This is a genomic window from Aerococcus sp. 150760013-2 (assembly GCF_053627715.1).
This window is the reverse complement of the sequence record NZ_JBSEYI010000012.1, coordinates 70592-80785: the sequence shown is the minus strand read 5'-3', so window position 1 is coordinate 80785 and position 10194 is coordinate 70592. Positions and strand designations below refer to the sequence as shown.

Here is a 10194-nt window from a genome sequence, read left to right as displayed (position 1 = left end):
AAATCAATTAACGGAATACAATGACGGTCGCCCTAGAACTTGATTCATCCATGTAATGAATTACACGGTTTTCTCAAGGGGCGACTTTAAATAAAGATCCGCATAGAAGCCACCCTTAGCCATTAAAGCCTCATGGTTACCTTGTTCAATGATATTACCGTGGTCCATAACTAAGATAATATCAGCGTTACGGATAGTTGATAAACGGTGGGCGATCACGAATGATGTTCTACCTTCCATCAATTTGTCCATAGCTTCTTGTAAGCTGTCGCATACTAGCTTTGGAAAAAGAATTTACATTTATAACTTGGCAATATCGGTCCGGTAAGTCAGTGATGCGCCGCGAATCTGGCCCACATGCTTGTAGGCTGCCTGGCGGGCGCTTTGAATGTCGTCTGCTAAGGCAACTGGCGTTAGGACACGACCACCGTTTGTAATCAATTGCCCTGCTTCATCTGTCGTCGTACCGTTGTGGAAAATCAAGGCGTTTTCAGGTAAGGATTCAATCGCAACATGGTTGTCGTAAAAACCAGGATAGCCTTTCGAATATAAGACCACGCCGACTGCTGCTTGCTTTGACCAAATTAAATCTGTGGGTTTTAAAGTGCCAGCTAGGGTTTTTTCAAAAACTGTCAGCAAGTCACTTTCCAGTCTTGGTAAAAGGACTTCCGTCTCAGGATCCCCAAAGCGGACATTAAATTCCAAGACTTTCGCTTGGCCATCTTGAATCATAAAGCCAATAAACAAAATCCCATAAAAAGAAAATTTTTCAGCGATTAACCCACGTTCAATTTGCCCCAAAATAGCTTTGATCTGTGCATCCAAGGCCGGATCTGTGGTTTCAGGCGTTTTTGGTAAAGAATAAACACCTACGCCACCCGTATTGGGCCCTAAATCGCCATCAAATGCCTTCTTATAATCTTGGGCCGTCTCCATGGGTACCAATTGGTTATTGGACACGAAACATAAAAGTGATTGCTCATAGCCATCTAAATAGTCTTCAATAACGACTTGGCTGGCGGAATCTCCGAAACTTTGATCAAGCAACATGTCTTTTAAAGTGGCCTCTGCCTCTTCAAGACTGTGACAAATCACGACGCCCTTACCTTTGCATAAACCGTCCGCCTTAATAACGATTGGCAGGTCAGCTTGGTTGATATAGTCCTTAGCTTGGTCAAAGTCAGCTGTGGTAAAAGAGTTGGCAGTTGGAATTTGATATTTATTCAAAAATTGCTTGGTCAAGTCCTTGCTAGCTTCTAGTTGGGCACTGATTTTGTCAGGACCAAAAACAGCAATACCAGCATCTTTAAAGACATCCACAATGCCGGCACAAAGCGGATCTTCTGGCCCTACAATCACCAGCTCGATGGCCTCAGTTAAGGCAAAATCAAGTAAGCGGTCAAAGTCCATCACCTCGATTGGGACATTGGTATAATCACTTGCCGTACCTGCATTTCCAGGTGCTAGAAAAATATCAACTGGTCGGTTGGACTGGGCCAATTTCCAAGCAATGGCATGTTCTCTACCACCAGCACCAATAATTAGAATTTTCATGATTTCTCCTTAGGAATTAACAGCTCGTCATTAGTGTTTGAAATGACGCATGCCAGTGAACACAACTGAAATATCGTAAGCTTTAGCTGCTTGAATCACTTTCTCATCTTGGACAGAACCACCTGGTTGTACGATGGCTTTAATACCATATTCATGTAAACTATCGATGGTATCTGGGAAGAAGAAGCCGTCTGAAGCGACAACTGCCCCTTCTAATGGGAATTCAGACCGTTGTAAGGCATCTTCAAGCGCCCATACGCGACGCACTTCCCCGTGACCTAAAGCGTAGGTTTGTTTGTCCTTTGCAATGACCATAGCGTTTGACGCACAGTGTTTAGCCACTTTCCAAGCGAAGTCCATATCTTCTAACTCTTTGTCCGTTACTTGACGGTCTGTTTTAAGTTCAAGACCTGTTTCCGCGTAGATCAGTAAGTCTTTATCTTGGATTAACAAGCCACCTACTGTTTCCTTGTAAGTTGTCCCTTTACCCTTGAATTCACCTAATTTAGTCGATTTAACTAAACGTAGATTTTTCTTTTTGGCCAAAATGGCAAAAGCTTCTTCCGTAAAGTCAGGCGCCACGATAATTTCTAGGAAAATTTTCGACAATTCTTCAGCCGTTTCAGCATCAACCGTGCGGTTAAAACCAATAATCCCACCGAAAATAGACACTGGGTCCCCAGCAAATGCTTTTCTGTAGGCTTCTGCCGGTGTATCAGCAACCGCTACCCCACATGGATTAGCATGTTTGACTGCCACACAAACTGGCTCGTCAAACTCTTGGACAAGGTCCATATTGGCCCGCATGTCATTGTAGTTGTTGTAAGAAATTTGTTTCCCATGTAATTGTTCTAGGTCAAAGTCTTCTTCAAGCGGACTTTCATAGTAAACAGCTGCTTGGTGGGGATTTTCCCCGTAACGCAATTCTTCCTTATAACGGAAGGCTTTTGTCAATAATTCTGGGAATTTTTCATCAGCTAGGCCAGTAAAGTACTCAGCGATCATGGCATCATAGAAAGCCGTTAATCTGAAGGCTTTTGCAGCTAAGCTTTCCCGTAATTCAAGGGTGTTATTATCATTTTCCAAAGCGTCTGCAACTAAATCATAATCCGCTGCGTCAGTAACAATTAAGACGTCTTTGTAGTTTTTAGCTGCTGCACGGATCATTGATGGCCCACCTACATCGATTTTTTCAATAATTTCTGCCTTAGATGAGTCCGCATTTTTCACGGTTTCTTCAAATGGATATAAGCTGTTGATGACCATATCGATGGCATGAATCCCTAATTCATCAACTGTTTCTTGATGTTCAGGAATGTCACGGTTGAATAAGATCCCACCATGAATATGTGGGTGTAAAGTCTTCACACGCCCCTGTAAAATCTCAGGTGAATTGGTCACTTCTTCAACAGAAATCACCTTGATTCCAGCCTCTTCTAATAAAGATTTTGTCCCACCTGTAGAGATGATTTCCCAACCTAATTGGTCTAATTTGGTCGCAAATTCAACAATATCAGTCTTATCGTAAACAGAAATTAAAGCTCTTTTCATATTCGTCTCCTTATGTCTCCGTATTATTTTTTCTTCGTCTAATAGCTAAACCTAGCCGTCTAGACCTCGAATGACTTCAGCGATAGCTGTAATCAATATCCTATGTTCTACTGATAAAACGCGTGCCTGCAAGGTTTCTGCAGTGTCTGTCGGCAAAATGGCAACCACCTCTTGAATCAGAATTTTCCCCTCATCAAAATTTTCGTCCACTAAATGAACGGTAGCCCCAGTCACTTTAACCCCGCGATCAATAGCTGCTTGATGGACTTTTAACCCGTAATACCCCTTACCTGAGAATGCCGGAATAAGTGAAGGATGAATATTCAACATCCGGCCTTCAAAAGCTTGGACCAAGTCTTTGGCAATCAATTTCAAGTATCCTGCTAAAACCACAATATCCACGTCATAGCCCTGTAAAGTCGCTAGAATCCGCTCATCATCATTGGTATAAACTTGGTCAATCCCAGCCTTTTTGGCTCGTTCTAAACCATAAGCATCTGCCTTATTGGAAATGACCACTGATACTTTAGCTGGTAAGTCGCCTAACCGACAAGCATCTATAATGGCCTGCAGATTGGTCCCACCGCCAGAAATTAAAACCCCAATTTTGATCATACAAAAGATACTCCGTCGGCTTGCGTCGTCACTTGCCCTAATTTAAAGGCGCCGCTGTCATTAGCCGCTAAAACTTGTAAGGCTCTGTCAACATCCGCTGGGTCTAGGAAAATAACCATACCGACCCCCATGTTAAAGGTCCCAAACATTTCATCCTCTGCCACCTGGCCTAGATCTTGTAAATAGTCAAAAATATCTAGCGTTGGGATTTGGTCACGGTTAACCGCTAAACCAAGGCCTTCAGGTAAAGTACGCGGTACATTTTCAAATAAACCACCGCCTGTAATATGGGCTAGCCCTTTGACAGTCACGGCCTCGATTAAAGCTAGCACATCTTTAGCATAGATTTTTGTGGGTGTCAGTAAAACTTCGCCCACCGTCCTATTAGTATCTCGATATTGATTATTAAAATCAATCTTATTTTTTTCTAATATTGCTCTAACTAAAGAAAATCCATTAGAATGGACGCCAGAAGACGGCAAGGCAATAGCGATATCGCCCGCTTTGATGTCTTTTCCTGAAATGATTTTTTCTTTATCGACAAGACCGACGGCAAATCCAGCCAAATCATAATCATCTTCCCCGTACATACCTGGCATTTCAGCAGTTTCACCACCAATTAAGGCAGCACCAGCTTGTTTACAACCATCGGCTACCCCTTGGACTATGCTGGCCATTTTCCCAGGAACTAGTTTACCTGTTGCAATATAGTCAAGGAAGAATAAGGGCTTGGCACCTTGGCAGATAATGTCATTGACACACATCGCGACAAGGTCCATCCCAACGGTATCATGGATACCAACTTCTTGGGCCACCATTAATTTGGTCCCCACCCCGTCAGTTCCAGAAACTAAGACGGGCGCCTTCATATCAGACGCACCTAGTTCAACCATACCTGAAAAGCCACCTGTTTCAGTCATCACCTGATCTGTATAAGTGGCTTTCATCATGTCTTTAATTAATTGCACCTGCTGGTAGCCGGCTTCTTTGTTGACCCCAGCAGACTTATAATCTAATCCCATTTCGCTCTCCTATTATCTTCTATTTGTCGCTTATTCTTCAGTAAAATAAGGTTCATAAAGTTTACTGCGCCCGATGGCACGGTGGAAGCCATCTAAAGAAATATATTTCAAGCTATCACAGCCAATCAAATCTCTCACTTCTTCAATCGATCGGTTGTAAGCCACAAGTTGGTGCTTGTCTGGAATATCCACGGTCATCGATTCACCCTTCACAACTGGTGGCGCAGCAATTCGCACATGAATCTTACTTGCGCCTGCTTCTTTTAAGGTGTTGACCGTTCGTTTAATAGTTGAACCCCGCACAATAGAATCGTCGATTAAAATGACTTCACGATTGGCCACAATACTTTTAATTGGGGTCAATTTGATTTCAATATTTCGTTCACGAATGGTTTGCGATGACTGGATAAAGGTCCGGCCAATATAGCGGTTACGAACAAATCCTTGCTCATAGGGTAATCCTGACGCCTTAGCATAACCCATAGACGAAATCACACCCGATTCTGGTGCCCCAATCACAATTCCTTTGTGCAATTGGTCTTCTTGCCATAAGGTTTCCCCTAAACGATAACGAGCATCATAGACAGAAATCCCGTCTAGAATGGAATCCGGACGCGCCGTATAAATAAACTCGAAGGCATCCAGGCTTTCAGTTGCTTCCATGTTGGCTGATAGGTAGTAAGAAATGCATTGTGTTTTTGTTTGAATAAACAATTCACCCGGTTGGATTTCACGAATTACGTGCCCAGCAATCGAATCAATAGCTGCCGTTTCTGAACTCGCAATGATGGTATCGTTCATCTTCCCAATGGCTAAAGGTTTAATCCCGTCCAAATGTTTATAGGCGATAAACCGGTCATTGTTCATATAAATCAAGGTAAATTTACCGATTAAAGCTTCAAAATAAGCCTTAATTGTTTCAATATCTTGCCCAAGCACTTCAATACAAGCCTGGTAGGTGAAATCTTCATTTTCAATTTCCCCATCAATCGCCATTAAAGCCCCCTCATGGTAAAAAGGCATAGGCTCACTTTCCCGGTTTTCAAAGGGGTATTGGACAAATCCAATCCCCTTATTCCCCGGCATATGTTCAATCAAACCGTCACCAAAATGTTCACTGATTAACCCTTTTTCACGGATCAATTGACTGTCACCATCTGGCGTAATTGTCCCAATACCGACAGCCGCTTGCCCTCGGTGTTGCAAAGCATAGAGTCCGTAATATAAATGCGGAAATGCTTCAATATTATCGAAAGAGTAAACGCCTAAAATACCACTCATTTAGCCACCTACTACAACGCTTGAATCGCTGCTTCGTTGTTCATGTCGCGAACACCAGCGCTTAATTCTTTTTTATAGTCGTTTAATTTTTCTGTTAAAGCTTGGTCTGCCACCGCTAAAATTTGTACGGCTAAAATAGCCGCGTTTTCGCCGCCATCAAGGGCCACTGTCGCAACTGGGACACCTTTAGGCATTTGAACGATAGATAACAAGGCATCTAAACCTGACAAGGTTGAAGATTTTACCGGTACACCGATTACTGGTTTAACAGTCATGCCAGCAATCACCCCTGGTAAATGTGCCGCTTTACCGGCAATACCGATATAAAGGTCAGCGTCATTTTGTCCAACTAAGGCTTGTAGATCATCTAAAGCGCGGTGAGCGGAAATCACAGATACTTGGTAAGGAATTTCAAATTTACTTAGGTTACTAGTTACTTTGCGGGCGATTTCAACATCACTTGAACTACCCATAATAATTCTAACGAACATAATATAATATCCTCCTATTTGGCGTTTAAATACGCAAAAGCTTCAGTTAAGAATGGATTTTCACCTTGACTTGGCACGTTTTGGTAGAGGTCTTGCCCACTTCTTTCAAATGAAGAGATGGTCCCAAAGACTAAACCATTTGGACTAGCTAAGCCGTCGATATTTTCTTCTGCAAAATAAGTATCAAAAGTGGCAATCACTTGACCATTAGCTTTGATTTTTTCTTCTGCTTCCCCTAATACGACGCGACCAAATGCTGTAGCAAGGGGTGCAGTATAGGTTTTGTTAGCTCGACCAGTGGTAAAGGCTGATTTTTCAGAAACCACACGGCCAGTCGTTAAATCAGACACAAACTTGCCGTTTTGGTTTGGTAAAACACGAATCGCTGAATGACCAGTCACTTGGCCAAATTCAATTAAACCAGTTCGGATTAAGGCTGAAAAAGCAGATCCAGACCCGATAATTAAGCGGTCGGCTTGTAAATGAGCGTCAATAGCTTGGCTGACATCCGGTCTGTTAAGGATCAATTCCCAAGCACGACCTTGTTCATCCGTTTGGTTACCAAAGATTGACCCATTAGGTAAAGCCAGTAATTGTGTATCTTTTAAGTTTTCAAGTAACGTTTGAATTGATTGCTCAAATTTGGCATTTGATGAGTCGGCGATGACCATCACTTGACAGTCAAATCCAGCTTCTTCAAGGGCAAATTGTAAGTCATATTCACCATTGGTCCCGTATAAAACTGGAATCAAAGCTTTGACAGGGGTTGCTGGTTTGCCAAGAGAACTATTAGGGCATGCAAAACTATTGCCTGCGACAATCTTAGGTGTTTGGCGGTCAGCATTTTCAATCTGATCAAATACAGAAGCAAAAACTTCATTTGAAGCAGTTTCAATCGCCTTAACAGCGTAGTCTTGACCAGCAATTTGAATGGTATCTGCTTGCGTTTGGCCAACAACTTGGTAAGGAATATCCCCAAGTAAGTCTTTAGGACTGCCGGCTAATTCTAAGAGGAAAGCCCCCATCATCGGTTCAGCCAAGCGGTTGGTGAAGTCCTCTGAAACAGCCACAGAAATACCATTTCCATAAGACATTTCGATTAAATCTTTCAACATTCCGTTAAAACCAACAGTCGAAGCAGCTAATAAAGCGTCCCCTTTAGCCAATTCGTGAATAGCATCATAAATCGCTTTTTCTTGGTCTAAATCGATGGTCCAGTCACGGTTTAATGGGTTTTCTACTAAGACAACTGTTGAACCCACTTGCTTGAAGGCACGAGAAACCACTTGGTCCACACGACCTTGCGCAACGGCGAATGATAATAATGTTGGCGGTACGTCGATATCATCAAAGGTTCCTGACATAGAATCCTTCCCACCGACACTCGCTAAATCAAGTCCAGACATAGCTAGGTTGGCCCCTAATAGAGATAAAACTGGTTTACCCCAGCGTTCTGGATCATTTTGTAAGTTTTCAAAGAATTCTTGGAAGGATAGACGTAAATCTTTGTAGTCAAATCCTAAGGCCACCATGCGGCTGACTGATTCGATGACTGAGTAGAAAGCCCCGTGGAATGGCGATTGTTCTGATAAGTAAGGGTCAAATCCGTAGGCCATACCAGACGTTGTGGTCGTTTTACCGCCAGCAACTGGTAATTTTGAGGCCATACCTAATTCAGGCGTTGCTCGGTATTTACCACCTAATGGGAAGAGTACAGACGCACGGCCAATCGAACCGTCAAACTGTTCCGCCATAGCCTTTTGGCTCGCTCTATTTAAGGTTGACATATAAGCTTTTAATGACGCCTCATCCCAGACTGTCCCTACTTTCACATCATTTTGGAAAAGAGTTTTCGGTTGTAGTAAGGTTGCATTCGCGTGTTTTGCTGCCCCGTTTGAATCTAAGAAAGCTCTTGATAAATCAATAATTTGCTTGCCTGACCAAGTCATTTGCATCCGGTCATTATCAGTCACTTCAGCAATAATAGTCGACTCAACATCCTCCTCTTCGCAGTACTGTAAAAAGGCTTCAATGTCTTTCTCAGCAACCACAACAGCCATACGTTCTTGCGATTCAGAAAGTGCAATTTCACCGCCATGCATACCTGGGTATTTCACCGGTACATCATCCAGTTGAATGTCCAAACCATCTGCAAGCTCACCAACAGCAACAGAAATCCCACCAGCACCAAAGTCGTTACAACGTTTGATTAAACGTGTTGCTTCTCCGCGTCTAAATAAGCGGGTAATTTTTCTTTCAATGGCTGCGGCCCCTTTTTGTACTTCAGCACCTGCATTTTCAAGAGATTGTTCCGTTTGAATTTGCGATGACCCAACGGCTGCACCCAAACCGTCACGACCAGTCCGGCCACCTAATAAGATGATTTTATCTGTTGCAACTGGTACTTCGCGGACGATATTTTCTTTTGGTGCCGCTGAAATTAAAGCCCCTGTTTCCAAACGTTTAGCTTCATAACCAGGATGGTAAATTTCTTCAGCATAACCACCCGTTAAACCGATTTGGTTAGCGTAATCGCTATTACCTTCTAAGGCACGTTTCGTAATAGTTCTTTGCGGTAACTTTTCAGGATGAGTGGCATCAATTGGTAGATTTGGGTCTTTAGCTCCCGAAATTCGCATCCCTTGGTATACCCAACTTCTACCAGATAATGGATCACGAACCCCACCACCAACACAAGTAGACGCACCACCAAATGGTTCGATTTCTGTTGGGTGATTATGGGTTTCGTTTTTAAAGTAAAGGATCCAATCTTCTTCAGTGCCATCAACGTCTACCTTAATTTCTAAAGCACAAGCGTTCACTTCAGGTGAAATCTCAACATTGTCAAGTATGCCATTTTCCCGTAAGTAACGGCTTTGAATTGTACCTAGGTCCATCAGGGTGATAGGACGTTCAGATCGGCCAAGTTGTGCTCTTTTCTCTAAATAATCATTTAAAGCTGCTTTGAATAAGGGCTCGTAGCGACCAGCATCGATGGTCACGATATCGATTTGGGTGTTGAAAGTGGTGTGACGACAGTGGTCTGACCAGTATGTATCAATGACTTTCAACTCAGTTAAATTGGGATTACGGTGTTCAGATTTAAAATATTTTTGGCAAAATAGCAAGTCGTCTAAGTCCATGGAGAATTTTTGAGCTAGGTTTATTAAATCAGCTTCAGTCATTTCGGTGAAACCAACAACTTCCTCAAGCTCTTCTGTAGATGAAGGGTAAATTTCAAATGGGGGTTCATCCATGGCAATGACGGTATTTTCAACCGGATTGATGAAATAATTTTCAAAAATTTGCCCTTGGTCTGATGTGACATTGTCTAAAGTCACGACTTTAGAATGGAAGACTTTTACTTCTTCAAAACCAAGCACATGTTGGATCATTTCCGTCATCATTTGCTCATGTTCATTGTATTGACCAGTCACTTGGCGGTAGCGGAAAGTGTAGTCAGAGCTCGGGATTTCTTCGATAAAAGTTAATTTTTCAGTATCGAATAAGGCTTTTTGGACCGCTTCAAGGGTAGCTTCAGAAGCCCCCTCAAATTGGTAAAGATTGTAGAAAGCAATTTCAGTATCCGCAGCAAAATTTAAAAATTCTAAGGCCTCTTTAGTATATTTTTGACCTTCAACATCGAATTGGGCGTTATTTTTTGTAATGACTTGCATTTT

General features: G+C 42.5%; 7 protein-coding genes and 1 pseudogene. All 8 read right to left on the bottom strand.

From position 1 onward, the window contains the following. Positions 1 to 60: 60 nt before the first annotated feature. Positions 61 to 264 (bottom strand): annotated as a pseudogene (locus ACUW85_RS07670) (hypothetical protein); the annotation flags it as partial. 36 nt (positions 265 to 300) lie between these two features. Then, the gene (gene purD, locus ACUW85_RS07665; protein ID WP_182023548.1) at positions 301 to 1554 is read right to left on the bottom strand and encodes a phosphoribosylamine--glycine ligase; all 1254 of its coding nucleotides are present in this window, start codon (positions 1552 to 1554) and stop codon (positions 301 to 303) included. Between the two features lie 30 nt (positions 1555 to 1584). Continuing rightward, on the bottom strand, positions 1585 to 3105 hold the full coding sequence (gene purH / locus ACUW85_RS07660; protein WP_182023547.1) for a bifunctional phosphoribosylaminoimidazolecarboxamide formyltransferase/IMP cyclohydrolase: 1521 nt from the start codon (positions 3103 to 3105) through the stop codon (positions 1585 to 1587). 51 nt (positions 3106 to 3156) lie between these two features. Continuing rightward, positions 3157 to 3720: a phosphoribosylglycinamide formyltransferase gene (purN, locus tag ACUW85_RS07655; RefSeq protein WP_182023546.1), complete on the bottom strand. Its 564-nt coding sequence runs from the start codon at positions 3718 to 3720 to the stop codon at positions 3157 to 3159. Further along, positions 3717 to 4742 (bottom strand): phosphoribosylformylglycinamidine cyclo-ligase, encoded by a 1026-nt coding sequence (gene purM, locus ACUW85_RS07650; RefSeq protein WP_182023545.1) that lies wholly within the window; start codon positions 4740 to 4742, stop codon positions 3717 to 3719. The genes purN and purM overlap by 4 nt, the downstream gene beginning before the upstream one ends. Before the next feature lie 30 nt (positions 4743 to 4772). Continuing rightward, entirely contained in the window at positions 4773 to 6023 is a 1251-nt protein-coding gene (locus tag ACUW85_RS07645; protein WP_182023544.1) for an amidophosphoribosyltransferase, read from the bottom strand. An 11-nt stretch (positions 6024 to 6034) separates the two neighbouring features. Then, positions 6035 to 6514: a 5-(carboxyamino)imidazole ribonucleotide mutase gene (purE, locus tag ACUW85_RS07640; RefSeq protein ID WP_182023543.1), complete on the bottom strand. Its 480-nt coding sequence runs from the start codon at positions 6512 to 6514 to the stop codon at positions 6035 to 6037. 14 nt (positions 6515 to 6528) lie between these two features. After that, positions 6529 to 10191 (bottom strand): phosphoribosylformylglycinamidine synthase, encoded by a 3663-nt coding sequence (locus ACUW85_RS07635; RefSeq protein ID WP_182023542.1) that lies wholly within the window; start codon positions 10189 to 10191, stop codon positions 6529 to 6531. Positions 10192 to 10194 lie beyond the last annotated feature (3 nt).